Origin of the sequence: Cohnella baijiui (assembly GCF_020731285.1) — a bacterium.
Taxonomy (GTDB): domain Bacteria; phylum Bacillota; class Bacilli; order Paenibacillales; family Paenibacillaceae; genus Cohnella.
The window spans coordinates 1-257 of the sequence record NZ_JAJFOW010000282.1; the positions used below are offsets into that span (position 1 = coordinate 1).

The following is a 257-nucleotide window of genomic DNA, read 5'->3' on the forward strand; positions in this document are numbered from 1 at the left end:
CATAAGTAGACCGGAAATCGGAAGGACAAGATAAAGGTAAAAGAGCGAGATTTCAAGCGTAGGAGTAAACTGCTCCCATGAGTTTGTAGCATGAACCCACCCGTAATAGGTAAAAATGGATACAAAGATAATTGCCAGCACATGTCCAATCGAAGCAATCGGTTTTCGTGCCGAAGCAGGAAATGCCGCCAATATATCCACACTCAAATGCGCCTTATATTTAACGCCTAATGCAGAGCCAAGAAATATCATATAAG

Annotated in this window: 1 protein-coding gene; it reads right to left on the reverse strand. The window is 42.0% G+C overall.

Annotation, left to right across the window (positions count from 1 at the left end):
- On the reverse strand, positions 1–257 hold a 257-nt coding region (locus LKX83_RS32645; protein WP_227887435.1), incomplete at both ends, for a TRAP transporter small permease.